This is a genomic window from Curtobacterium citri (genome assembly GCF_030362955.1).
In the GTDB taxonomy this organism is placed as follows: Bacteria; Actinomycetota; Actinomycetes; order Actinomycetales; family Microbacteriaceae; genus Curtobacterium; species Curtobacterium citri.
On sequence record NZ_JAUCML010000006.1, the window covers coordinates 40,390 to 63,309 of the forward strand.

A 22,920-nucleotide genomic window follows, 5' to 3' on the forward strand; every position below is an offset into this window, starting at 1 on the left:
GCCGGCGGGCCGGTACCGGTCAGCCCGCGGTGGTCCGCAGCGCGGCCGCGAGCCGAGCGGTGAGCCACGCGACGCCCCGGCCGTTGGGGTGGAGCGCCCCGGGCTCGAGGTCGATGCGGCTGAGGTCACCGGTGCCGGCCAGCGAGACGCCGGCGACGTACGGGCGGGCGGTCGCGCACGCCGAGTGGGCCTGCGAGCGGGCGAACACGTCGAGGAAGGTCACCCCGGCCGCCCGTGCCGCCGCCGCGGACACCTCGTCGAGCTCCTCCTGCACCCCGTGCAGGTAGCGCACGTCGGTGTCGGTGAACGGGTAGGTGTCGCGCGGGAACGAACCCGCGAGCGACCCGAGGTCGAGCGCGGACCGGAAGCACCCGCGCTCGAGCGTGTGCTCGGCGTCGGGGAAGATCGCCGGGTACCCGACGAGCACGACCTCGGCGTTCGGCGCAGCCCGGCGGACGGCCGCGAGCGTGTCGGCGATGCCGAGCGCGACCCGGGAACGGATGCGGACCTCGAGGTCGTCGACGCCGTCGTGCACCAGCGTGCTCCGGCAGGACGGGGCGTCGCGGCCGGAGAACACCGGTCCGCGCGCGGAGAGCGCCAGGCACGACGCGGCGGTCCCGAAGAGGTCGGCGTCGTTCCCGCCGATCGTCAGGGTGACGAGCCGGGTGCGCTCCGAGAGCGCACGGACCTGCGGCGGCACCCCGCGGAACTGGTGGCCGGAGACCACGTCGCGGCTGGTGGCCCCGGCGCAGCTGACGTCGGTCAGCGCGAGGCCGAAGCGCGCGGCGATCCGGTGCGGGAAGTCCCGCGCGGACTGCCCGCACGCGTTCGTCGGCAGCCGTGTCGGGTCCGGCAGGCCGTAGCCGGCCGAGTACGAGTCACCGAGCGCGACGTACTCGCTGCCCGGCGGGATCGCGGGGAGGGTCTCCGCGGGCTGGTCGGTCACCGGGTAGGGCTCCGGGACGGGCCACATGGGGGCCGCAGCGGCCCGCTCACCCGGTCCGGCACCGGGCGACCACGGGAGGACCACCGCCACCGCCACGACGGCGAGCACGGCCACGGCGGCGACGAGCCGCTTCGGGCGGGCGGTGCGCTTCAGGGGGTGCTCCAGGTGGACGAGAGACGGCGACGGGCGGGCCGAGGGCGGACGGGCAAGACTACCCGTCCGCCCTCGCCGTCACGTCAGCGGCGACCCAGGCGACGCTCTCCCCCGCTGCCGGTCTGGTACTGCAGCCCGTAGTGCTCGTACAGCACCGGCTCGGTCGACGCCTCGAGCTCGCCGTCGGTCGGGATGGTCGGCGAGTCCTTCACGAGCTTCTTCGAGAACGCAGCGCGCAGGTGCTTCGGCGCGACCGTCGCCCCGACGAGCGGCACGAACAGCAGCTTCTGGAACCCGGGCAGTCCGGTGGTCACGGCGCCGAACGCCGGGTCGGAGGTCGCGGTGTCGTAGTAGATGCTCTCGAGCGTGCCGATCTTGTCCTCGGTGTCGTCGACGACGGGCAGGCCGATCCAGTCACGGATGTTGGCGGCTTCGAACACGGGTGCTCCTTCCGAGCGGTGGTCCTTCGAGCTGGTGTGCTCCTCGGCGACGCTACCGGTGCGCCCCCGAGCGCTTCACACCGGCTGTGCCCGGACGGGCAGCGAGTCGACGGCGGCGAGCACGTCGTCGACCCCGACCGCCAGGAGCGCCGGGTCCGGGTCCTCGGCGAAGACGTCGCCGCGGCGGACCGAGGCGTCCGTGAGGACGACGTGCGGGCCCGAGGCCGGCGGCCCCCACGCCTCCGGCGGGGCGGGTCCGAACACCACGACCGACGGGATGCCGTAGGCCGACGCGAGGTGCGCGGCACCGGTGTCGACCGTGACCACGAGCGACGCCCCGGCGACCACGCCGGCGAAGGCCTGCAGCTCGAGCGCCCCCGCGAGGACCGCCGAGGGGTCGAGCCCGGCCGCCTGCGCGACGGTGGTGGCGCGCTCGACGTCGTCCGCGCCTCCCGTCAGGACGACGTCGAGACCGCGCTCCCGGAGCCCGCGCACCACGTCGGCGAAGCGGTCCGTCGGCCAGTGCCGTGCCCCGTGGAAGGCGCCGATGTGCACCACCGCGGCACCGGGCGCGACCGAGGGTGCCTGCGGGCGGGCGATGGCGACCTCGTCGGGGTCGGCGGGGATGCCGTGCCAGGTGACCAGGTCGGCCCAGCGCTCGCGCTCGTGCACGTCGTCCGGCCACTCCGGTCCCTCGTACCCGTGCGTCGGGTCGGCGTGGCCGATCACCCGTCGCGCGCCGAGCGCGGCGATCAGGTCCGACGACTCCGGTCCGGCACCGTGCAGGTTCACGGCGACGTCGACCGCGCCGGCCGGCGCGGCGATCGCGTGGTCGAGGCCGTGCTGGGCGAGGTGCACGTCCACCGGCAGCAGCTCGACGACCGGGGCGAGCCACGCGGTCGTCGCGAGCGTGATGCGGTGGCCGGGGAAGGCCCGGCGGAGCGCGTGCAGCGCGGGGACGGCGACGAGCGCGTCGCCGAGCTTGATGGCGCGGAGGACCAGGAGGTCCGGGCGGCCGTCGGACGGTGGCAGGGCGGGGACAGCGGTCACGGTACGACGGTATCCGGACTGCGCTGTGGCGGCACACGGCTCCGGACCGGTACCAAGGAGCATGGCTCTCGCGAAGGACCGCCTCGTCCGCGGTCTGCTCTTCGACCGTGACGACACGATCGTCATCGACGTCCCGTACAACGCCGACCCGCACCGCGTGGTGCCCGTGCCGGGTGCGCACCGGGCGGTCGAGCGGGCCCGGGCCGCGGGGCTGCTCGTCGGCGTCGTGACGAACCAGTCGGCGATCGCCAAGGGCCTGGCGACCCGGGAGCAGGTCGACGCGACCAACGCCCGCGTCGACGAGCTGGTCGGGCCGTTCGACGTGTGGTGCGTCTGCCCGCACGACGCCGGTGACGGCTGCTCGTGCCGGAAGCCCCGTCCCGGCATGGTGCTCGACGCGGCCGAGCGGCTCGGCGTCGACCCCTCGGAGCTCGTCGTGGTGGGCGACATCGGAGCGGACGTCGGCGCGGCCGCAGCGGCCGGAGCGCAGGGCATCCTCGTACCGACGGCCCGCACGCGCACCGAGGAGGTCGACGCGGCCACGACCGTCGCCGCAGACCTGGCCGAGGCCGTTGACCTCGTGCTCGCCCGCGTCCCCGCCCGACGCGCGTGAGCGCGGCGACGGCGGACGCCGACGCCCGGACGGGCGCGATGATGCCCCGGCCCCGCGTCCTGGTCGTCCGCCTCGACTCGTTCGGCGACGTCCTCGTCGCCGGCCCGGCCGTCCGGGCGGTGGCCGCCGGTGCCGCGCACGTCACGATGCTCTGCGGTCCGCAGGGTGCTCCGGCGGCACACCTGCTGCCCGGCGTCGACCGTGTGCGCACGTGGGCCGCCCCGTGGGTCACCGAGACGGCGCGGCCGATCGACGACGCGCTCCTCGGCGAGTTCCGTGCCCTGGTCACCGAGGAGCAGCCCGACGAGGCCGTCGTCCTCACCTCGTTCCACCAGTCGCCCCTGCCGGTCGCGCTGCTGCTCCGCCTGGCCGGCGTCGCCCGGGTCTCCGGGGCGTCGGTGGACCACCCGGGGTCGCTCCTCGACGTGCGGCTGCGCCCGGGCGAGGACCTGCCGGAGGACCTCCCGGAGCCGGAGCGCGCCCTGCGGATCGCGCAGGCGGCGGGCTTCGCGCTGCCCGCGTCGGACGACGGGAGGCTCGCGGTCCGGCACGACGCCGTCGCACCACCCGAGGTGGCCGCCCTGGACCGCTACGTGGTCGTCCACCCCGGTGCGAGCGTGCCGGCGCGGTCGTGGCCCGAGGACCACCACCGCGCGCTGGTGGCGGCCTACGCCGAGCGGGGCGTACCCGTCGTCGTCACCGGTAGTCCGGGCGAGCGCGCGCTCACGGCGTCGGTGGCCGGCGACACGGCGCTCGACCTCGGCGGCCGCACGTCGCCCGCCGAGCTGGCCGCCGTGCTCGCCGGCGCCGAGGTGGTCGTCGTCGGCAACACCGGTCCCGCGCACCTCGCCGCCGCGGTCGGTGCGCGGATCGTGAGCCTGTTCTCGCCCGTCGTGCCCGCGGTGAAGTGGGCGCCGTACGCCCCGGATGTCGAACTGCTCGGCGACCAGGCCGCCCCGTGCCGGCTGAGCCGGGCCCGCGACTGCCCGGTCCCGGGGCACCCCTGCCTGTCCGGAGTGCGCGTCGAGGACGTCCTCGCCGCCCACGAACGCCTGCTCGGCCGTAGCGTGACAGGGGTCCCGACCGCGTTCCGCGGATGAAGCGGAGAAGTCTGCGAAGGGGCGCAGCACTGCTTCCGTAGCGTGCGCCACTGCTCCTCCTGCTCCTGTCGGTCGGCACCCGCGCTGCGCGCGCGAGGCCGCTCGTGGGAACCCGATCGACCGAAAGGCCCTGCATGCGGATCCTCGTGTGGCACGTGCACGGCGGCTGGATGGACGCCTTCGTCCGCGGCCCCCACGAGTACCTCGTCCCGACCACCCCGGCCCGCGACGGCTGGGGCCTCGGGCGCGGCGGCCGTGACTGGCCCGACTCCGTGATCGAGATCGACCCGGCCGACGTCGCCGACGCCGAGGTCGACGTGGTCGTGCTGCAGCGCACCGAGGAACTCGAGGAGGCGCGTCGACTCCTGGGCGGCCGCTCGGTCCCGACGGTCTTCGTCGAGCACAACGCACCGCGGGTCGACGTCCCGAGCAGCCTGCACCCGATGCGGGACCGTGACGACCTCGTCATCGCGCACGTCACGCACTGGAACGCCCTCATGTGGGACTGCGGCACGACCCGCACCACCGTGATCGAGCACGGCGTCGTCGATCCGGGTCCGCTGTACACCGGCGAGCTCGAGCGCTTCGGCGTCGTCATCAACGAGCCGGTCCGCCGCGGTCGCGTCGTCGGCACCGACCTGCTCCCCCGCTTCGCCGAGGTCGCCCCCGTGGACCTCTGGGGCATGGGGACCGAACGGCTGCCGGAGCTCGGCTTCGGCGACCGCGTGGTCGCCCTCGGCGACGTGCCGGCCGACCCCATGCACGCGGCGCTCGCGCAGCGCCGTGCCTACGTCCACCCGAACCGGTGGACCTCCCTCGGCCTGTCGCTCATCGAGTCGATGCACATGGCGATGCCGGTGCTGGTGCTCGCGACGACCGACGCGGCGCGCACCGTCCCCGCCGAGGCCGGCGCGATCGCGACCGACGTCGAGGAGCTGGTCCGCGCCTCCAGGACTCTGCTGGAGGACCCCGAGGAGGCCCGCCGCCGCGGTGCCGTCGCCCGTGAGGCCGCCCTGGCGCGGCACGCGCTCGGCCGGTACCTGGGCGACTGGGACGACCTCCTCGACGACGCCGTCGCGCGTGGTGCGCGACGAGAGCACGCGGCGTCCGCCGCGCTGGAAGGGAGCCTCCGATGAAGATCGCGATGGTGTCCGAGCACGCGAGCCCGCTCGCCGTGCTCGGCGGTGTCGACGCCGGTGGACAGAACGTGCACGTCGCGGAGCTCTCCGGAGCCCTCGCCGACCGCGGCCACCAGGTGACCGTCTACACGCGGCGCGACGACGCCGACCAGCCCGTCCGTGTGCTGCTGCGACCCGGCGTCGAGGTCGTGCACGTCGACGCGGGACCCGCTCGGCACGTGCCGAAGGACGACCTGTTCCCGTACATGGGCACGTTCGCGTCGGTGCTCGCCGCCGAGTGGTTCGTCGACCGCCCCGACGTCGTGCACGGGCACTTCTGGATGTCCGGCCACGCGGCGCTCGAGGCCGTCAAGCAGGTGCAGGCCCGCACGGGTGGCATCCGGATCCCGGTCGTGCAGACCTTCCACGCCCTCGGCGTCGTGAAGCGCCGCCACCAGGGCACCGCCGACACGAGCCCCGCCGAGCGCGAGTGGATCGAGCCCGCCGTCGGCCGGAGCGTCGACCAGGTCGTCGCGACCTGCTCCGACGAGGCCTTCGAGCTCAAGGCCCTCGGCGTCCCGCTGCACGCCATCTCCGTGGTGCCGTGCGGCGTCGACACCGAACTGTTCCGACCGGACGGCCCCGTCGAGGAACGCGGCCGACCGTTCCGCGTGCTGACCGCGTCGCGCCTGGTCCGCCGCAAGGGCGTCGGCACCACGATCGCCGCGCTCGCGAAGCTCCTGGACGAGGGCCGCGAGGCCGAGCTCGTGGTGGTCGGCGGCGCCGGCACCGCCGGGTCCGACCTGGCCGACGACCCCGAGTACCAGCGCCTCGACGCCCTGGCCCGCTCGCTCGGGGTGCGCGAGCACGTCACGTTCCGCGGCCAGCTCGGCCAGCACGACATGCCGGCCGTCTACCGCAGTGCCGACGTCGTCGTCTGCGCTCCCTGGTACGAACCGTTCGGCATCGTGCCGCTCGAGGCGATGGCGTGCGGCCGACCGGTCGTCGCCTCCAGCGTCGGCGGCCTCATCGACACGGTCGTCGAGGACGCGACGGGGCTGCACGTCCCGCCCCGCGACGAGGACGCCGTCGCCGCGGCCGTCGGCGGCCTGCTCGACGACGCCGAGCGCCGCGAGGCGTACGGCCGGGCCGGCCGCGAACGCGCCGAGACCCGCTACACCTGGCACAAGGTCGCTGCCGACAGCGAGCGCGTGTACGAGCGGCTCGTCGCCGGCGGCGTGGCCGCCGGGAGCGGCGCCCCCGCACCGACCAGCGCCGCGGCCGCCACCGGCTCGGCGCCCGCGGAACCCGCGACCCTGACCCCGGGCTCCCGCCCCGGTCGCGCCGGACGGACCGCCCGCCCGACGCCCGCGGCACGGCCGCACCCGACGGAGAGGACCGCACGATGACCATCGAGCAGCAGACCGGCACCCGCGAGCCGGCGACCGAGAGCGACAGCGTCCGCACGGTCGTCGACCACGTGGCCGCCTCGGTGCCCGTGATCGCGTCCCTCGTGGACCACAAGGACCACATCGCCGCGTGGGCGGACGACATCGCCGCACGCCTGGTGGCCGGCCGTCGCCTGCTCGCCGCGGGCAACGGCGGTTCCGCCGCGGAGGCCCAGCACCTGACCTCCGAGCTGACCGGCCGGTTCGACGGGGACCGCCCCGCCTACTCGGCGATCTCCCTGCACGCGGAGAGCTCCGCGGTCACGGCGATCGGCAACGACTACGGCTACGACGAGGTCTTCGCCCGCCAGGTCACCGCGCACGCCCGCGCCGGTGACGTCGTCGTCCTGCTCAGCACGAGCGGCAAGAGCCCGAACCTGCTCCGCGCCGCCGAGGCGGCCCGCGCCGTCGGCGCCCGCTCGATCGCGATGACGGGCCCCGGCCCCAACCCGCTGGCCGAGGCGGTCGACGACGCCATCTGCATCGAGGGTCCGTCGGCGAACGTGCAGGAGGCCCAGCTGGTCCTCGTGCACGCGCTCTGCCGGGCCATGGAGCCGGCCCTCCGCCGCGGTGGCCGCCGGTGAGCGGCGCACAGCGCACCGGCGGTACCTCGCTGAGCACCGGCGGCGGTCTGCGTCGCCGGATCGTCGTCGTCGGCGACACCCTGCTCGACGTCGACGTGTCCGGCACGAGCGAGCGCCTCAGCCCGGACGCCCCGGTCCCCGTCGTCGACGTCCGCACCGACGACCGTCGTGCCGGCGGCGCCGGTCTCGTCGCGACGATGCTGGTCCGCGACGGCCACGACGTGACGCTCGTCACCGTCCTGAGCGACGACGACCGCGCAGCCGAGATCCGCGCCCTGCTGCCCGACGTGCGGGTCGTCGCCGGTCCCTCCGGTGCGCCGACGCCGGTCAAGACCCGCGTGCGGGTCGTCGACCACGCCCTGGTCCGCATCGACGAGGGCTGCGCGACGCCCCCGGTCCCCGAGACCACCGCCGAGATGACCGCGGCACTCGAGGGCGCCGACGCGATCGTCGTCGCCGACTACGGCCGCGGGGTCGCCGCGTCCGCGGGCCTCCGCGACGCGCTCACCGCCGCCGCCCGCACCACGCCCGTCGTCTGGGACCCGCACCCCAAGGGCGCCGCCCCCGTGGTCGGTACCGCGGTCGTCACCCCGAACACGTCCGAGGCACGTCGCTACACGGACGTCCCCGGCGAGGGCGTGCCCTTCGCCACCGACGCCGCCGCGGCGCTCGTCGACACCTGGGGCGTCGACGCGGTCGCCGTCACCATGGGCGACCGGGGTGCGCTCGTCGCGTCCCGCCGTCCCGCCGCGGACGGCGGTGCCGGATCCGGTGCGCTCGACAGCCGCTTCGTGCCCGCCCCGTCCGTCACCGCCGGCGACCCCTGCGGAGCGGGCGACCGGCTGGCGGCCGGCGTCGCGATCGCCCTCGCCGAGGGCGCGGACGTGACCGAGGCCGTCGAGGCGGGCGTGCTCGCCGCGTCCGAGTACCTCGCGGCCGGCGGCGTCACCGCGCTCTTCGCCGACGACGGACCCGCTCCCGTGGCGGTGCCAGGCGTCGACCGCGACGCCCTGCGCGTCGTGCACGAGGTGCGCAGCGCCGGCGGCACCGTCGTCGCGACCGGCGGGTGCTTCGACCTGCTGCACGCCGGGCACGCGCGGACGCTCTCCGCGGCCCGGGCGCTCGGCGACTGCCTGGTCGTCTGCCTCAACTCCGACGACTCGGTCCGAGCCCTCAAGGGTCCGGAGCGGCCGATCATGAGCCAGGACGACCGCGTCGAGCTCCTGCTCGCACTCGACTGCGTCGACGCCGTCGTCGTCTTCGACGAGCACACCCCGGACGAGGCGCTGCGCCGCTTCCGCCCGGACGTCTGGGCGAAGGGCGGCGACTACGCCGCCAGCGAGCTGCCCGAGGCGGCGACGCTCGCCGAGTGGGGCGGCCGGGTCGTCACGGTCCCGTTCCACCCCGGTCGGTCGACCACCCGCCTGGCCGCGGCCCTCGCCGCGGTCGGCTGACGCCCCACCCCGACCACGCGTCGGACGGGAGGCACGGGGCAGCCCCGCCCCGCGCCTCCCGTCCGACGCCCGTCACCACGAACGTCCCGTCGGCACCGCCGACGGACCGGCACCACGCCACTCCCGGAAGGAAGTCCATGCCCGTCCCCACCACCCCCATCGGCCGCGTCCTCGTCACCGGCGGTGCCTCGGGTCTCGGCGCGGCGGTCGTCGCCGCCGTCGCCGAGGCCGGCGGCACCCCGATCGTCCTCGACCTGCGCGTCGACGCCGTGCCGGAGGGCACCGACGCCGTCGCCGTGGACGTCACGGACACCGAGGCGACCGAGCGCGCCGTCCGCGAGGCGGCGGAGCGCCACGGCGGCCTCGACGCGGTCGTCACCGCGGCCGGCATCGACACCCCGGCCCCGATCGGTGCCATCTCGTCCGGCGACTGGGAGCGGATCGTCGGCGTGAACCTGCTCGGCACCGCCGCCGTCGTGCGGGCCGCGCTGCCCGCCCTCGAGGCGACGCACGGCCGGGTCGTCACGATCTCGTCGTCGCTCGCCCTGCGCGGCGTCGGCGACGGCACCGCGTACTCGGCGTCGAAGTTCGGCGTCCGCGGCTTCTCGCAGGCACTCGCCGCGGAGACCGCCGGCCGCATCGGCGTGACGAACATCATCCCGGCCGGCATGCGCACCGCGTTCTTCGAGGGACGCACCGAGCAGTACAAGCCGGGCCCGGACGCGCAGCTCATCGAGCCGGAGTACGTGGCGAACTCGATCCTGTTCGCGCTGTCGCAGCCGGCCGGCTGCGAGATCCGCGAGATGTCGATCATGCCGGCGACGGAGCCGAGCTGGCCGTAGGCGCTCGCCGGTAGGTCGACGGGAGGCGCGGTGCCGGACGGCACCGTGCCTCCCGTCGTCCGTGGGCCGTGCGCCCGGTGAGCGGCGCGCGCGGACCGGTCTGCGGGGGTTCCAGAATCCTGCGCTCTCGGCGTCACCACGCCCCGCTCCTGGAACCTCGGTGGACGCGAGCGGGGTGTCGTGGGACCCCGGCATCCGGCACGCGGGCACGTCGGCGCGAGCGTTCACCGCCGATCGAGTGCGGTCGAGGAGCCCCCACCGACGCCGGCGCCGCCCGCTCGCGGACCGACCTCAGCCCGCCGGCGGGACGATCCGGTCGCGCGGACGCACCGTGGCGAGCAGGTCCGCCACGTCCGCGAGCACCGCCTCGGACTGGACCTCGTCGACGTACGAGGGGTCGTGCTCGCAGCGCTCCGCGGTCCACCCGACCTGCGTGACGTCGACGCCGCACACCGGGCAGCGGGTGACGAAGGACATGTGCACGCGGTGGCGCCCGCGATCGACCGGTCCGGCGTTGACGACGTTCCCGAACCAGAACACCCCGACGGTCGGCGTCCCGACCGCGACCGCGAGGTGCCGCGGCCCGGAGTCGTCGCCGACCACGACGTCCGCCGCCGCGAGCACCGTCGGCAGGTCCGCCAGGGGCAGCGCGTCGGTGTGGTCGTGCAGGCGCTCGTGCAGCGCCGTGGGCACCGCCCCGAGGATCGCCTGCGACGCGGGCACGTCGGTCGCGTCGCCGACGAGCACGACGTCGTCGCCGGCATCGAGCCGTGCCGAGACGACCGCGGCGAAGCGCTCGGGACTCCAGCGGCGACGCGGGTCGGTCGCGCCCGGGTGCACCGCGAGCAGTCGCCCGGTCACGCCGAGCCGGTCGCGGACGGCCCGGCGTTCCTCGGCGGTGACGTGCAACCGCGGGTCGAGCGTGACCGGGGCGGCACCGGCGAGCGAGGCGACCTCGAGCCCGCGGACGACCTCGTGCTGGTAGTAGACGTAGCGGACCCACCGCTCGAGGACCTCGGCGTCCTCGGTGGCCGTGCCCACGGTGTGCCGGGCGCCGAGCCGCAGCAGGAACGGGTTCGAGTTCCGGCCGCCGCCGTGCAGCTGCACCGCGAGGTCGAAGCGGCCGCGCAGCCGCTGCTCGAAGTCCTCGAGCGTCGGGGCCCCCTCGCCGCCGTCACGCACCCCGGGCACGACCGGCAGCTCCTCGAACGCGTGCACGGCGTCCGTGCGCCCGCGCAGCACCGCCGGGGCCGTCGGACCGCCGAGCAGCGTGATGCGCGCGTCGGGGTACGCGGCGTGCAGCGCCTCGAGCGCGGGGACCGCGAACATCAGGTCCCCCAGCCCGCCGCCGCGGAGCACCGCGATCTCCCGGACGTCGTCGAAGCGTTCTCCACCGTTGCCGATCAGTTGCACCACACCCGTCTACCGGAGCGCTGCCGAGAGGAGCCGGAGCAGTGCCACCGTGAGCGCGGCGGTGTGCGCTCCACGGACGAGCGATCGGGAAACCGGGGCAGCGCTCAGGATCGTCCGAGGAACGTGGAGGAACTGCCCGTACATCCGTGAAGGACACCATGACGCTCGCCTCCCCGTCCCCCACCGCGACCGACGCCGACCACCTGGTGGTCACCGACCCCGTCGACGGCTCGATCGCCACGACGACGCCGCGCTCGACGCCGGAGGACGTGGAGAACGCCGTCGCGCGCGCCCGTGCGGCCGCCCCCGCGTGGGCACGCACGGCACCAGCGGAGCGCGGCGCCCTGCTGCACGCCGCCGCGGCCCACCTCCGTGCGCACGCCCAGGAGCTCGCCGACCTCAACACCCGCGAGACCGGAAAGGTGCCGGGCGACGCGCTGGGCGGCGTGGAGGCCGGCATCGGGACGCTCGTGCAGTACGCCGAGCTCGGCCCGGTCCACCGCGGCGAGGCCCTCCGCGGGCAGTTCGGTGCCGCCGACTGGTCGGTGCCGCACCCGCGCGGTGTCGTCCTGGCGCTGACGCCCTGGAACGACCCGGTGGCCGTGGCGCTCGGCATCCTCGGGGCAGCGATCGTCACGGGCAACACCGTCGTGCACAAGGGCAGCGAGCGCTGCCCCGGCACGATCGCCCGGCTGAACGCGCTGCTCGCCGAGGTCCTGCCCGACGGCGTCCTCGTGGGTGTGGACGGTGACGCGAGCACCGGCGAGGCGCTGCTGCAGCAGGACGGCATCGACGTCTACGCACACGTCGGCTCGACCGCGACCGGCGACCGCCTGACCGAGGTCGCCGCCACCACGCGCGCCCACGTCATCCGTGAGAACGGCGGCAACGACGCGGTCGTCGTCGACGCGGACGTCGACCCGACCTGGGCCGCGGCGCAGGTCGCCCTCGGGGCCTTCGCGAACACCGGGCAGATCTGCACGAGCGTCGAGCGGGTCTACGTGCACCGCGACCTCGCCGAGGAGTTCACCGCCGCGCTCGTCGCCGAGGCGGAGCGTCGGACGGCCTCCCCCGCGGCCGAGTTCGGCCCGCTCGTCGACGACCGCCTCCGCCGCACCGTCCAGTCGCACGTCGACGACGCCGTGCAGCGCGGTGCGACGGTCCGGACCGGCGGTGTCACCCCCGGCGGCACCGGGACGTTCTACCCGGCGACCGTCCTCACCGACTGCGCGGACGAGATGCTCGTGATGACCGAGGAGACCTTCGGCCCGATCGCCCCGGTCCGGGTCGTCGAGTCGTTCGACGAGGGGCTCCGCCTGGCCGCTGCCGACCGCTACGGCCTCGCCGCGACCGTCCTGACCGGCGACACGGGCAACGCCCTGCGTGCCGCCGCGGAACTGCCCGTCGGCACCGTCAAGGTGAACGCCGTCTTCGGCGGAGCACCCGGCGGCAGCGCCCAGCCCCGCGGTGCCTCCGGCGCCGGCTTCGGCTACGGCCCCCACCTGCTCGACGAGATGACCACGACCACGGTCGTGCACCTCGAGCCCGCGCCCGCCCGCACCACCTCCGGAGGCACCCGATGACCGCCGACGTCCGCCTGGTCCGTGACCTCGTCGCCACCGTCGACGACCGCGAGCCCCTCGTGGTCGTCATCGGCGACTGCATCCTCGACCGCTGGACCGTCGGCAAGGCCGAGCGCGTCTCGCGCGAGGCCCCCGCTCCCGTCGTCCGCGTCACCGAGACCATCGCGGTCCCCGGTGGTGCGGCGAACACCGCGGTGAACGCCCGTGCCCTCGGCGCCCGCGTCCGCATGGTCGGGCTGATCGGTGACGACGAGTCGGGCCGCGTCCTCCGCGAGCGGCTCGAGACCGCCGGCGTCGACACGACGTACCTGGTCGAGGTCCCCGGCGCGCGCACGACGACCAAGTCCCGCGTCGTCGGCGGCGACCGCGTCGTCGTCCGCGTGGACGAGCTCGCCGCGACGCCGGACGCCCACGCCGGGGCCCGGCTCGCCGGGGCCGTCGCGCGTGCCGTCCGCACGGCCGACGCCGCCGTGGTCTGCGACTACGACCTCGGCGTCCAGCCGGAGGACGTCGTCCCGGTGCTCGACCGCGACCGTCCCAGCGCGGTCGTGGTCGACGCGCACGACCTCACCCGGTGGGCGGCCCTGCACCCGGACCTCGTGACGCCGAACTCCGGCGAGACCGCGGGTCTGCTCGGCCGTGACCTCGGCGCCGGCTCTGCCCGCGTCCCGGTCGTCGTCGATGCCCGCGACGAGGTGCTCGCCCGCAGCGGCGCCCGCGCCGCGGTGGTCACGCTCGACCGTGACGGCACCGTCCTGCTCGAGCGCGGCGCGGACCAGGCCTTCCGCACGCGCGCGACGCCCGCGTCGGAGCAGCAGGCGTCCGGCGCCGGTGACACGTTCTGCGCCGCGGCGACCGTCGCCCTCGCCGTCCGGGCGCCGCTCCGGGACGCGATCGCCGTCGCCCAGGCAGCTGCCGACGTCGTCGTCCGCGAGGCCGGCACCTCCGTCTGCACGGCCGCCGCACTCGTCGAGTCGGTGACCGCACCGGCCGCGACCGTCGTCGACCACGACGACCTCGCCACCGCGGTCGAGGCCGCACGGGCGGCCGGCCGGCGCGTGGTCTTCACGAACGGCTGCTTCGACGTCGTGCACCGCGGCCACACCACCTACCTCCGGCAGGCGCGTGAGCTCGGGGACCTGCTCGTCGTCGCCCTGAACGACGACGACTCGGTCCGCCGGCTGAAGGGTCCGGAGCGTCCGATCAACACCGCGGAGGACCGTGCCGGCGTACTGGCCGCCCTCGCGTGCGTCGACCTGGTGACGGTCTTCGCGACGGACACCCCGATCCCGCTCATCGAGCGCCTGCGGCCCGAGGTCTACGTCAAGGGCGGCGACTACTCGCCGGAGATGCTGCAGGAGACCGGGGTCGTCCGTGCCTACGGCGGCGAGGTCGTCATGGTCGACTACGTGCCGGAGCACTCGACCACCGCCGTGGTCCGACGCATCCGCGAGGCAGCAGCGGCCACCGCGGCAGCGGCTGCTGCGGACGCCGGGACGGACGGCGCCGCGGTCGACACCGCCCCGGCCACCGAACCCGACCCGGCGCCGTGACCGTGGCGCGCTGGTCGGGCGCCTGGGGCCGTCCGGTCGCGGACGACGCGACGACGGCCGAGGTCGACGTCCTCGTCCCCACGGTCGGCCGCCCGGCGGAGCTCGCGACGACGCTCGCCGGACTCGCCGCGCAGACGGACGTCGCCTTCCGGCTCGTGCTGAGCGACCAGTCCGCGGGTCAGGACGCCGCCACCGTGCCGGCGGTCGCCGCCATGCTGCGCGTCCTGGAGGCACAGGGCCGCTCCGTCGTGCTGCTCGCGCACCCGGAACGGCGCGGCCTGGCGGAGCACCGGCAGCACCTGCTCGACCACGCCACCGCCCCCGCGGTGCTGTACCTCGACGACGACGTCTGGCTCGAGCCGGGCACCGTCCGTCGCATGCTCGACGCCCTGCACGACCTGGGGTGCGGCTTCGTCGGGAGCGCCGTGCAGGGCCTGTCGTACCTGCAGGACCGACGTCCGCACGAGACCGCCGTGTACGAGCCCTGGGACGGCCCCGTCGTGCCCGAGGTGGTCCGCCGCGGGACCCCCGCGTTCGACCGGCTGTCGCTGCACAACGCGGCGAACCCGGCGCACGTCGCGGCCGGGCTCGACGTCGAACCGGGCGGCTGGGTCCCCTACCGCGTGGCGTGGGTCGGAGCGTGCGTGCTCTACGACCGGGAGGCGCTCGAGACCGTCGGCGGCTTCGGCTTCTGGCCGGTGCTCCCGCCCGAGCACTCGGGCGAGGACGTCGTCGCGCAGTGGCGGGTCATGGAGCGCTTCGGCGGTGCCGGGATCCTGCCGTCCGGCGCGGTGCACCTCGAGAGTCCGACGACCGTGACCGACCGCCGGGTGGACGCCCCGGACGTCCTGTTCGACGACCACGAGCCGTCCACGCACCGCTCCTGACCGGGCGCGCCTCCGCAGAACGCAACCCCGGCGGTTCCCCGCAGCGCTGTTCCGCTGCGAGCAACCGCCGGGGTTGCGTGTTGCGAGGGGGACGTCAGCGCACGCGGACCTGCGCGGTGGCCTGACGACCGGTCTGCACACCGGTGAACGTCACCGTCGTGCTGCCCCGCTCGGCCTTCCACTGCACCGACGCTCGTCCGTCGACCAGGTCGAGCGTGCCGAGGTCGGTGTTCCCGGCCTGCACCCGGACCTGCCGGTCGCCGGCGAACCGGCTCGCGGTGAACGTGACCCGCTCCCCGCGGTGCGGCGACCGGTCGGACACGTCCACCCGGGCACCACGGCTCAGCGCGGCGACGTCCTCCGACAGGCGCAGTCCGTCGCGGATGGTGGAGAACGTGTCGGTCTGGTCGGAGAGTCCGACCACGTTCGCCGCCCCCGGGCCGTAGGCCGCGATGCGGACCTGTGTGCCGGTGTGCTGCTGCGAGGACCCGGCACCCGCCGTGCCGTAGGACACCTTCATCGTGGTGCCGTCGGCGGTGCGGAGCGCGGTCGACAGCGAGGTCGGCGGCGTGTTGTCGACGATCTGGCTCGAGTGGGCGTGGTCGGCGGTGGCGATGACGAGCGTGTTGCCGTCCTGCTTCGCGAACGCCAGGGCGGCCTGCACGGCCTCGTCGAAGTCGATCGTCTCGCCGATCTGGCCGCACGCGTCGGCCGCGTGGTCCTGCTTGTCGATGCTCGCGCCCTCGACCTGCAGGAAGAAGCCCTTGCCGGACTTCCCGCGGCCACGGTCGAGCAGCTGGATCGACTTGTTCGTCAGCGACTGCAGCGAGAGCCCCGTCGACAGGCGCGCCGGGTTCGCCGTGCAGGTCACCGGAGCCTGGTCCGCACCGCCGACGGTGGCCGTGGTCGGCGCGTACCGGGTCGGGAAGTTGCCCGGCGTGAAGAGCCCGAGGAGCGGCTTCGACTGGTCGGCGGCACGCACGCCCGCGAGCCCCGCAGCGTCGGACACGACCTGGTAGCCGCGCTGCTGCGCCTGCGAGACGAGCGTGTCGCCCTGCCACTGACCGGCCTTCGCCGTCTGCTGGAAGCTCGCCGAGCCGCCGCCGAGGGTCACGTCGGGGCGGGCGTTCAGCAGCTGCTCACTGATCGAGCCGAGGCCGCCGTTCTGCAGGGCGTCGCTGCCGCAGGAGGCGGTGTCCGGGCCGTAGCAGGAGCGGGCGCCGACGTGCGCGACCTGGACCGCCGGGGTGGCGTCCTGGATCTCGGCGGTCGAGACGTCGCCGGTGCGCAGGCCGTTCGCCTTCGCGAGCTCGAGCAGCGTCTGCTGGGGCTTCCCGTCCACGTCGACGGAGATCGCCCCGTCGTACGTCTTCGTCCCGGTCGCCCAGGCGCTGCCCGAGGCTGCCGAGTCGGTGACGTAGTCGGGCTTGCCCTTGTCCGCGCCGTCCTTCACGACCGAGTAGGTCGTGTAGGAGCCCGTGAGCGGCAGTGCGTCGAGTCCGGGCAGACGACCGGCGGCGCCGTACTGGTAGTTGCGGGCGATCGTGATCTCGGAGTCGCCCATCCCGTCGCCGATGAGCAGGATGACGTTCTTCGCGCCGGCGCGCTGGATCGCCTGCTGGACGGTGCGGGTCTGGTCGCCCTGGTGCCGCTGCGCGCCGCCGTGCTGGCTGAGCGCGAGCTGACCGACGGCCTCGGCCCCGGCGGGCACGGCGATGGCGGCTGCGACGAGCGCGGCGCCGAGTGCGAGCGCCCTGCGGCGTCGCTTGGTGGGAGTGGCGTGCATCAGGTGTTCCCCTCGTGATGGCACCCGTTCGGGTGGCATCACGAGGATGACCTGAGCAGCGACTCAGCAGGTGAACGGACGCGGACGCGTCGGTGAACCCTCGCCGCGGACGGGCGGAGACTCCGACGCCGGATGCGGCCACGCGCCTCCCGGCCGCCACCGGCACCCGCGTGACGCGCATCGGTGCCGCACGGCAGGATGGACGGGACCACCCGCGACCACGAGGAGCACCATGGCGACGTTCACCCGAGGGTTCGGCGGCCGACGCGACGACCGCGACGACCCCCGGATCCCACCTGGGCAGACGCTCGTGCGTGACTGGCCCGTGCTCTCCGCGGGCGCCACGCCGGACATCGCGCCGGCGGACTGGAGCTTCTCGATCCGCACCGAGGGCGGGCTGCACACCTGGACCTGGGACGAGGTGCACGCGCTCGGCGTCGAGGACGTGACGGTCGACATCCACTGCGTCACCCACTGGACCAAGCTCGACATGCCGTGGCGCGGCGTCCCGCTCGACCGGCTCTTCGCGCAGGTGGAGACGTCGCTCGACTTCTGCACGGTGCACAGCTTCGGCGGCTACACGACGAACGTGCCGCGCGACGAGCTGCTCGGCGGGCGGTCGTGGATCGCGTTCGAGGCGGACGGCGAGCCGCTGACGCCCGAGCACGGTGGCCCCGCCCGCCTGCTCGTCCCGCACCTGTACTTCTGGAAGAGCGCGAAGTGGGTGCGCGGCATCGTCATGCAGGCCGAGGACGAACCGGGGTTCTGGGAGAACGCCGGCTACAACATGCACGGGGACCCCTGGAAGGAGGAGCGGTACTGGTGAGCGCTCCCACCCCCGTCGACGGCCGGGAGGCCCGGGTCACCCCGGTCACGCCGGCCCCCGTCCGCAGGCGGCCGGCCTGGCACCCGGCGACGGTCGCCGCCGTGACGCAGGAGACGCCGAACGCGCGCCGCATCGTCCTCGACGTGCCGACCTGGCCCGGCAACGACCCGGGGCAGCACCTGGACCTCCGCCTCACCGCCGAGGACGGCTACCAGGCGTCCCGCTCGTACTCGGTCGCCTCGGCGGGCGAGGGCACGCAGGTGGTCCTCGCGGTCGACCGCGTCGAGGGCGGCGAGGTGTCCCCGTTCCTCGTCGACGCGATCGAGGTGGGCGACGCCGTCGAGGTGCACGGTCCGCTCGGCGGGTGGTTCGTCTGGCTGCCGGGTCGGTCGGAACGGCCGGTGCAGCTCGTCGCCGGGGGCTCGGGCATCGTCCCGCTGCTCCCGATGGTCACCGCGCACGCGGAGGCCGACGACCCGACGCCGTTCCGGCTGCTGTACGCGGTCCGGGCCCCGGAGGACGTGTTCTTCCGCGCGGAACTCGACGCGGCGCAGCGTCGGCACGCGCCGCTCGAGGTCACCCACGTGTACAGCCGGCGGGCGCCGGAGGGGTCGGACGCACCCGTGGGGCGCCTGACCCGGGACGCACTCGCACAGGCCGTCCTGCCGCCCGAGGCCGGAGCACTCGTGTACGTCTGCGGCTCGACGCCGTTCGTCGAGCAGGTGCTGCGGTGGCTCGCGGAGCTCGGGCACGACGTGTCCGACGTGCGGGCCGAACGCTTCGGCGGCGCCTGACGCGACGAAGGCCCCGGTCGGTGACCGGGGCCTTCGTGTTCCGAGCGGATGACGAGATTCGAACTCGCGACCCTCACCTTGGCAAGGTGATGCGCTACCACTGCGCCACATCCGCGTACGGGAACACTCTACCCCGCGATCGGCGTGCTGCGAGGATCCGACGCCGTGCCGGGCGCGTCGCGCAGTACCTCGGCGGCCCGCTCGGCGTGTCGACCGATCCGTTCCGCCGTCGGCTCCGGATGGTTCCTCGGTGCCACGAGCAGCGTCGCCCGCGTACCAGGGGCCACCCACCCCTCGTCCGACCGTCCGCGGTGACCCGAACGCTGCGGGCGGTCGGACGGTCTCCTCCTCCCGGCACCGGCGAGTTCACCGGAGCGGGGAGTTCACTGGGCCGCATGAGCTACGTGCACGACAACCCGGGCGGGACCGAGGCCCACGGCGTCGACCTGATCGACGGCGACTCCCCGGCGGTCCGGATCCTCGTCCACGGCGACCTGCCGACGACGATCGAGCACGAGGGTCGGACCTGGCTCGCGACCGGCGACGCCCACGACGACGGCGACGCGTCGGCTCCCCCGATCGCGATCTACCGGCCCGTCTGATCCGGGGCGGGCCGAGCGGTCCGCTTCCTCGCCGGGCTCGATCGTGTGACGCCGCGTTGCGTCCCGTGTCGACGGGTTGCGTCCCGTGTCGCCGGATTGCGCCGCGCGTCGGTCCGTTGCGCTGATCGTTGTCCCGCCCGGTGCACGGCCGTACGGTCGCGCCATGACCGACACGGCAGGGCTGACCCGGCACGCGAACGCACCGCGGCGACTGGTGTTCCGGACGACGACTCCGGACCACCCGGACGCGGCACCGCTGCTCGCCGACCTCGAGCGCGAGTACGACGCACGGTACGGCGAGGACCTCGGCGAACCGGCCTCCGTCGAACTCGCCCGGTGGCCGGCCGAGGACTTCGTCGCACCGCGCGGCGCCTTCGTCCTGCTCCACGAGGACGACCGGCTGGTCGCCGGCGGTGCCTTCAAGCCGTACGACGACGACACGGTCGAGCTCAAGCGGATCTGGACGGCGCCGGAGCACCGGGGCCGGGGCCTCGCCGCCCTCGTCGTCGCGGAGCTCGAGGCCGAGGCGCGGCGTCGCGGGTTCCGGCGGGTGTACCTGACCACCGGACCGCGGCAGCCCGAGGCCGTGCGGCTGTACCGGCGCGCCGGGTACACGCCGCTCTACGACACCGCCCGCCCGGCCGAGGAGGTCGGGATCCACCCGTTCGAGAAGCTGCTCGGACCGGCGCCGGCGCCTGACGACGGCGACGACGACACCGCCACCACCGCCCTCGACGCGGCGTCCCGTGCCGCCCTCGACCGACCGGTGCTGCCGCTCCGGCACCCGGTCCGGTGGGTCGCCGCGGCGCTCGTGCTCGTCCTCCTGCTCAACCTCGTCGAGACCCTCTTCACCAACGAGCAGTGGGGGTGGCCCGCGGTCGGCCGGTGGCTGTTCAGCCCGGCGATCCTGACCGGACTGCAGCTGACGCTCGTCGCCACGGCGCTGAGCGCGGTCATCAGCTTCGCGGGGGGTGTCGTCGTCGCGATCGCCCGGCTCTCCCGGAACCCGGTGCTGGCCGGGCTCGCGTGGGGGTACGTCTGGCTCTTCCGGTCGGTGCCGCTCATCCTGGTGCTCGTCTTCCTGTACAACCTGGGGTCCCTGTACCCGACGATCGGCATCGGGATCCCCTTCGGACCGCAGCTCGAGGTCCCCACGACGAACCTGCTGAGCGACCTCGCCATCGGCGTCGCCGCCCTCAGCCTGAGCGAGATCGCCTACGCGTCGGAGATCGTCCGCGCCGGCGTGCTGGCCGTCGACCACGGTCAGCAGGAGGCCGCGCAGGCGCTCGGCCTGTCGCGCCGTCGGCAGTTCGTCCGTGTGGTCCTGCCACAGGCGCTGCGGTCGATCGTCCCGGCGTTCGTGAACCAGGTCGTCGGACTGCTCAAGGCATCGTCGCTGCTGTTCTACGTGTCGCTCCTCGACCTGTTCGGCGTCGTGCAGAACCTGTCGAGCACCTACCCGACCGACATCATCCCGCTGCTCGTCGTCGCGACGATCTGGTACCTGGCGCTGACCAGCGCGGTGTCCGTCGTGCAGTACCACGTCGAGCGGTGGACGGCCCGCGGGTCCGTGCGCACGCTGCCGCCGACGCCGTGGCAGCGCGTGCGGGCAGCGATCCGGCGCGCCGCTCCGCTCGCCCGGGCCACTCCTCCGGCATCGATCGACGACAGGACCGTCTCATGAGTGCAGCCATCGGCATCCACGGCGCCGTCAAGGCGTTCGGCGAGCACGTCGTCATCGACGGCGTCGACCTCGCCCTGCCGGCCGGCAGCGTCACCGTGGTCCTCGGGCCGTCCGGATCGGGCAAGTCGACGCTCCTGCGGACGATCAACCGCCTCGAAGCCCTCGACCGGGGTGTCGTGACCGTCGGCGGGGAGCCCATCGGCGTCCGACTCCGGACGGGCCGGAACGGACTCCCCCGCTGGAAGGCGCTGCCGGAACGCGCCCTCCGCCGACAGCGGTCCCGCATCGGGTTCGTGTTCCAGCACTTCGAGCTCTTCCCGCACCTCACCGCGCTCGAGAACGTGGCGGAGGGCCCCGTCGCCGCCGGTGTCCCCGCCGCGACCGCGAAGGCCAGGGCCCGGGAGCTGCTCGACCGCGTCGGACTCGGCGACCGCGGTGCCACGCGGCCCCGGCAGCTCTCCGGCGGGCAGCAGCAGCGCGTCGCGATCGCCCGGGCGCTGGCCCTCGACCCGTCCGTCGTGCTGCTCGACGAGCCGACGTCCGCGCTCGACCCGGAGCTCGTCGGTGAGGTGCTCGGCGTGATCCGGGACCTCGCGGAGTCCGGCACCACGCTCGTCATCGTCACGCACGAGGCCGCCTTCGCCCGCGAGGTCGCCGACCACGTCGTGTTCCTCGACCACGGCCGGGTCGTCGAGCAGGGGCCACCGGCCCAGGTCATCGACGCCCCGCAGCACCCCCGCACGCGCGACTTCCTGTCCCGCGTCCACTGACCGTCCCGTCCGCCCCGTCCCGTCCGCCCGTCCTCGCACCGACCACGATCCTCAGGAGCACCATGTCCACGACCTCCCCCGCACGCTGGCGTCACCGCGCCGGAGCCCTCGTCGTCGCCGCCGGCGTCGTCGTCGCCCTCGCCGGGTGCGTCGCGAACGCGACGGCCGACGCCGGCGCCGGCGCGTCCGACGGCACGCTCACCATCGGCGCCGCGTCGAACGGCGCCGCGACGGAGACGAAGGTCACCGTCGCGGAGGACACGGAGCTGCACGACGCCCTGCCGGCCGACGTGAAGTCCTCCGGCAAGCTCACCATCGGCGTCGGCGCCCTGCCGTCCGGGTTCCCGCCGCTCGCCTTCACCGGCGACGACCAGCAGACACTGACCGGCTCCGAACCCGACCTCGGCCGACTCGTCGCCGCGAAGCTGGGGCTCGAGGCCGACGTGCAGAACGCCACGTGGGACAACCTGTTCGTCGGCATCGACAGCGGCAAGTTCGACGCGGGGTTCTCGAACATCACCGTGACCGAGCAGCGCAAGGAGAAGTACGACTTCGCCTCGTACCGGCAGGACGAGCTCGCGCTGCAGGTCCCCGCCGACAGCACGCTCGCGTTCGACGGCGACCCCTCGGTGCTGGCGGGCAAGACCATCGCCGTGAGCTCCGGCACGAACCAGGAGAAGATCCTGCTCGAGTGGAAGACCGAACTCGAGAAGACGGGCGGGACGATCGACGTCAAGTACTACCCGGACGGCAACGCGGTGAAGCTCGCGCTCGACTCGGGCAAGATCGACGGCTACTTCGGCCCGAACCCGACCACCGCCTACGCGAACAAGCAGAGCGCCGGGAGCGCCCACGAGACGAAGACCGCGGGGACGTACTCCGGCGCCGGGTCCTCGCTGCAGGGGCTCATCGCGGCGACGACCAAGAAGGGCAGCGGGCTCGCGAAGCCGATCGCCGAGGCCGTCGACGAGCTCATCGAGGACGGCACGTACGGCAAGTGGCTCACGGCGTACAACCTGTCGAACGAGGCCGTGGAGCACTCCGAGGTGAACCCCGAGGGCCTGCCGCTCGACAACAGCTGAGGTCCCCGCCGCCCCTGGACGACGTCCCCGCTGTCGCACTACGGCGGGGACGTCGTCCGTTGCGTCCGCAGCGGTCGCGCGACACGCCGTCGAGTGATCGCCGAGCGTGCACGACATGCCGTCGGCGGATCGCGGCGCGTGCACGACACGCCGTCCGAACGCCACGAGAGTGACGTTTCTTGCGCGCTCGCG

The 22,920-nt window shown here is 74.7% G+C and carries 21 protein-coding genes and 1 tRNA gene; 16 read left to right on the forward strand and 6 right to left on the reverse strand.

The features are described from left to right. Window positions 1-19 precede the first annotated feature (19 nt). The 3 genes from QUG92_RS10465 to QUG92_RS10475 form a co-directional block, all read right to left on the reverse strand. Window positions 20-1,060 carry an SGNH/GDSL hydrolase family protein gene (locus QUG92_RS10465; RefSeq protein ID WP_289458968.1) on the reverse strand — a complete coding sequence of 347 codons (1,041 nt, stop codon included), beginning with the start codon at window positions 1,058-1,060 and terminating at the stop codon, window positions 20-22. 122 nt (window positions 1,061-1,182) lie between these two features. Next, window positions 1,183-1,539 (reverse strand): PRC-barrel domain-containing protein, encoded by a 357-nt coding sequence (locus QUG92_RS10470; RefSeq protein ID WP_069710920.1) that lies wholly within the window; start codon window positions 1,537-1,539, stop codon window positions 1,183-1,185. A 75-nt stretch (window positions 1,540-1,614) separates the two neighbouring features. Beyond that, window positions 1,615-2,589 carry a glycosyltransferase family 9 protein gene (locus QUG92_RS10475; protein WP_259346284.1) on the reverse strand — a complete coding sequence of 325 codons (975 nt, stop codon included), beginning with the start codon at window positions 2,587-2,589 and terminating at the stop codon, window positions 1,615-1,617. A 61-nt stretch (window positions 2,590-2,650) separates the two neighbouring features. On the opposite strand from QUG92_RS10475, the gene QUG92_RS10480 reads away from it, so the two are divergent. From QUG92_RS10480 to QUG92_RS10510, 7 genes are all read left to right on the forward strand, one after another. After that, complete coding sequence (locus QUG92_RS10480) at window positions 2,651-3,202, forward strand: D-glycero-alpha-D-manno-heptose-1,7-bisphosphate 7-phosphatase (protein WP_289458970.1); 552 nt, start codon at window positions 2,651-2,653, stop codon at window positions 3,200-3,202. 41 nt (window positions 3,203-3,243) lie between these two features. Further along, entirely contained in the window at window positions 3,244-4,302 is a 1,059-nt protein-coding gene (locus QUG92_RS10485) for a glycosyltransferase family 9 protein (RefSeq protein WP_289459137.1), read from the forward strand. A 134-nt stretch (window positions 4,303-4,436) separates the two neighbouring features. After that, a complete protein-coding gene (locus tag QUG92_RS10490; RefSeq protein ID WP_069710923.1) occupies window positions 4,437-5,438 on the forward strand; it encodes a glycosyltransferase in 1,002 nt (333 codons plus the stop codon). Then, the gene (locus QUG92_RS10495; RefSeq protein ID WP_289458974.1) at window positions 5,435-6,829 is read left to right on the forward strand and encodes a glycosyltransferase; all 1,395 of its coding nucleotides are present in this window, start codon (window positions 5,435-5,437) and stop codon (window positions 6,827-6,829) included. The genes QUG92_RS10490 and QUG92_RS10495 overlap by 4 nt, the downstream gene beginning before the upstream one ends. Beyond that, window positions 6,826-7,452 carry a D-sedoheptulose-7-phosphate isomerase gene (locus tag QUG92_RS10500; RefSeq protein WP_069710924.1) on the forward strand — a complete coding sequence of 209 codons (627 nt, stop codon included), beginning with the start codon at window positions 6,826-6,828 and terminating at the stop codon, window positions 7,450-7,452. Before QUG92_RS10495 ends, QUG92_RS10500 begins: the two co-directional genes overlap by 4 nt. Continuing rightward, window positions 7,449-8,906: a PfkB family carbohydrate kinase gene (locus QUG92_RS10505; RefSeq protein ID WP_289458975.1), complete on the forward strand. Its 1,458-nt coding sequence runs from the start codon at window positions 7,449-7,451 to the stop codon at window positions 8,904-8,906. The genes QUG92_RS10500 and QUG92_RS10505 overlap by 4 nt, the downstream gene beginning before the upstream one ends. A gap of 137 nt (window positions 8,907-9,043) precedes the next feature. Continuing rightward, the gene (locus QUG92_RS10510) at window positions 9,044-9,748 is read left to right on the forward strand and encodes an SDR family oxidoreductase (RefSeq protein ID WP_069710925.1); all 705 of its coding nucleotides are present in this window, start codon (window positions 9,044-9,046) and stop codon (window positions 9,746-9,748) included. A 291-nt stretch (window positions 9,749-10,039) separates the two neighbouring features. On the opposite strand, the gene QUG92_RS10515 is transcribed toward QUG92_RS10510, so the two are convergent. Further along, window positions 10,040-11,161 (reverse strand): glycosyltransferase family 9 protein, encoded by a 1,122-nt coding sequence (locus tag QUG92_RS10515; protein WP_289458976.1) that lies wholly within the window; start codon window positions 11,159-11,161, stop codon window positions 10,040-10,042. Window positions 11,162-11,319: 158 nt separating this feature from the next. Here QUG92_RS10515 and QUG92_RS10520 point away from each other — a divergent pair, with 158 nt between their 5' ends. Genes QUG92_RS10520 through QUG92_RS10530 form a run of 3 tightly spaced genes read left to right on the forward strand, consistent with a single transcriptional unit; the run spans window position 11,320 to window position 15,184 of the window. Beyond that, window positions 11,320-12,744, forward strand: a complete 1,425-nt coding sequence (locus QUG92_RS10520) for an aldehyde dehydrogenase family protein (protein ID WP_289459138.1) — start codon at window positions 11,320-11,322, stop codon at window positions 12,742-12,744. After that, entirely contained in the window at window positions 12,741-14,297 is a 1,557-nt protein-coding gene (gene rfaE2, locus QUG92_RS10525) for a D-glycero-beta-D-manno-heptose 1-phosphate adenylyltransferase (protein WP_289458977.1), read from the forward strand. Before QUG92_RS10520 ends, rfaE2 begins: the two co-directional genes overlap by 4 nt. Next, window positions 14,294-15,184, forward strand: coding sequence for a glycosyltransferase (locus tag QUG92_RS10530; RefSeq protein WP_289458978.1), 891 nt, complete (start codon window positions 14,294-14,296; stop codon window positions 15,182-15,184). The genes rfaE2 and QUG92_RS10530 overlap by 4 nt, the downstream gene beginning before the upstream one ends. A 94-nt stretch (window positions 15,185-15,278) precedes the next feature. Here QUG92_RS10530 and phoA read toward each other — a convergent pair whose 3' ends face one another. After that, on the reverse strand, window positions 15,279-16,970 hold the full coding sequence (gene phoA, locus QUG92_RS10535) for an alkaline phosphatase (protein WP_069710927.1): 1,692 nt from the start codon (window positions 16,968-16,970) through the stop codon (window positions 15,279-15,281). Window positions 16,971-17,202: 232 nt separating this feature from the next. Between phoA and QUG92_RS10540 the strand changes: the two genes are divergently transcribed. Together QUG92_RS10540 and QUG92_RS10545 are read left to right on the forward strand one after the other, a co-directional pair. Beyond that, on the forward strand, window positions 17,203-17,796 hold the full coding sequence (locus QUG92_RS10540; RefSeq protein ID WP_182047483.1) for a molybdopterin-dependent oxidoreductase: 594 nt from the start codon (window positions 17,203-17,205) through the stop codon (window positions 17,794-17,796). Continuing rightward, a complete protein-coding gene (locus QUG92_RS10545; protein WP_289458980.1) occupies window positions 17,793-18,590 on the forward strand; it encodes a ferredoxin reductase in 798 nt (265 codons plus the stop codon). Before QUG92_RS10540 ends, QUG92_RS10545 begins: the two co-directional genes overlap by 4 nt. 43 nt (window positions 18,591-18,633) lie before the next feature. Here the strand turns inward: QUG92_RS10545 and QUG92_RS10550 are convergent. Beyond that, window positions 18,634-18,705, reverse strand: a tRNA-Gly gene (locus QUG92_RS10550). 280 nt (window positions 18,706-18,985) lie between these two features. Here QUG92_RS10550 and QUG92_RS10555 point away from each other — a divergent pair. The 4 genes from QUG92_RS10555 to QUG92_RS10570 all read left to right on the forward strand — a co-directional run bounded on the left by QUG92_RS10555 (window position 18,986) and on the right by QUG92_RS10570 (window position 22,728). After that, entirely contained in the window at window positions 18,986-19,192 is a 207-nt protein-coding gene (locus QUG92_RS10555) for a hypothetical protein (RefSeq protein WP_069710929.1), read from the forward strand. Between the two features lie 163 nt (window positions 19,193-19,355). Further along, complete coding sequence (locus QUG92_RS10560) at window positions 19,356-20,876, forward strand: GNAT family N-acetyltransferase (protein WP_289458982.1); 1,521 nt, start codon at window positions 19,356-19,358, stop codon at window positions 20,874-20,876. Continuing rightward, the gene (locus QUG92_RS10565; RefSeq protein WP_289458984.1) at window positions 20,873-21,646 is read left to right on the forward strand and encodes an amino acid ABC transporter ATP-binding protein; all 774 of its coding nucleotides are present in this window, start codon (window positions 20,873-20,875) and stop codon (window positions 21,644-21,646) included. Before QUG92_RS10560 ends, QUG92_RS10565 begins: the two co-directional genes overlap by 4 nt. A 62-nt stretch (window positions 21,647-21,708) precedes the next feature. Further along, entirely contained in the window at window positions 21,709-22,728 is a 1,020-nt protein-coding gene (locus QUG92_RS10570; RefSeq protein ID WP_289458985.1) for a transporter substrate-binding domain-containing protein, read from the forward strand. Window positions 22,729-22,920 lie beyond the last annotated feature (192 nt).

Bases quoted from the DNA above. Each gene is read 5' to 3' on its own strand.
- QUG92_RS10495 (WP_289458974.1), top strand. From the start codon at position 5,435: ATGAAGATCGCGATGGTGTCCGAGCACGCGAGCCCGCTCGCCGTGCTC.
- QUG92_RS10500 (WP_069710924.1), top strand. From the start codon at position 6,826: ATGACCATCGAGCAGCAGACCGGCACCCGCGAGCCGGCGACCGAGAGC.
- QUG92_RS10540 (WP_182047483.1), top strand. From the start codon at position 17,203: ATGGCGACGTTCACCCGAGGGTTCGGCGGCCGACGCGACGACCGCGAC.
- QUG92_RS10570 (WP_289458985.1), top strand. From the start codon at position 21,709: ATGTCCACGACCTCCCCCGCACGCTGGCGTCACCGCGCCGGAGCCCTC.
- QUG92_RS10560 (WP_289458982.1), top strand. From the start codon at position 19,356: ATGACCGACACGGCAGGGCTGACCCGGCACGCGAACGCACCGCGGCGA.
- QUG92_RS10520 (WP_289459138.1), top strand. From the start codon at position 11,320: ATGACGCTCGCCTCCCCGTCCCCCACCGCGACCGACGCCGACCACCTG.
- QUG92_RS10490 (WP_069710923.1), top strand. From the start codon at position 4,437: ATGCGGATCCTCGTGTGGCACGTGCACGGCGGCTGGATGGACGCCTTC.
- rfaE2 (WP_289458977.1), top strand. From the start codon at position 12,741: ATGACCGCCGACGTCCGCCTGGTCCGTGACCTCGTCGCCACCGTCGAC.
- QUG92_RS10555 (WP_069710929.1), top strand. From the start codon at position 18,986: ATGAGCTACGTGCACGACAACCCGGGCGGGACCGAGGCCCACGGCGTC.
- QUG92_RS10510 (WP_069710925.1), top strand. From the start codon at position 9,044: ATGCCCGTCCCCACCACCCCCATCGGCCGCGTCCTCGTCACCGGCGGT.
- QUG92_RS10565 (WP_289458984.1), top strand. From the start codon at position 20,873: ATGAGTGCAGCCATCGGCATCCACGGCGCCGTCAAGGCGTTCGGCGAG.
- QUG92_RS10485 (WP_289459137.1), top strand. From the start codon at position 3,244: ATGCCCCGGCCCCGCGTCCTGGTCGTCCGCCTCGACTCGTTCGGCGAC.
- phoA (WP_069710927.1), bottom strand. From the start codon at position 16,970: ATGCACGCCACTCCCACCAAGCGACGCCGCAGGGCGCTCGCACTCGGC.
- QUG92_RS10480 (WP_289458970.1), top strand. From the start codon at position 2,651: ATGGCTCTCGCGAAGGACCGCCTCGTCCGCGGTCTGCTCTTCGACCGT.